This window comes from Vibrio sp. 10N.286.49.E11, from assembly GCF_041469505.1.
Classification (GTDB): domain Bacteria; phylum Pseudomonadota; class Gammaproteobacteria; order Enterobacterales; family Vibrionaceae; genus Vibrio; species Vibrio crassostreae_C.
In genome coordinates this window covers 1-242 of record NZ_JBFRKQ010000132.1, presented here as the reverse complement: position 1 = coordinate 242, position 242 = coordinate 1, and the positions used below count along the sequence as shown (strand labels likewise).

Sequence of the window (242 nt, the reverse complement as noted above, 5' to 3'; positions counted from 1 at the left end):
AATCCGGAAAATTAACTGATCAGGTCAATCCAATCTCTTGTACACATTTTTGTGACGCGATCTTTGCACTCAAGAAATCCATTCCAAGCGCTACAGACCTTCGAAACAATATCGTTATAATCAATGAAGTTTTGGTTTGCTAGATAGTGTTGCCTTAACCAACTCCACACTTGCTCTATAGGGTTAAGCTCTGGTGAGTATGGCGGCAATTTGATAATACTGACATTATCAAATGGGTTAGC

At 39.3% G+C, this 242-nt stretch carries 1 protein-coding gene; it reads right to left on the bottom strand.

The genetic code is table 11. The features are described from left to right. Positions 1–11: 11 nt before the first annotated feature. On the bottom strand, positions 12–242 hold a 231-nt coding region (locus AB4167_RS21795; protein ID WP_372137012.1), incomplete at its 5' end, for a transposase.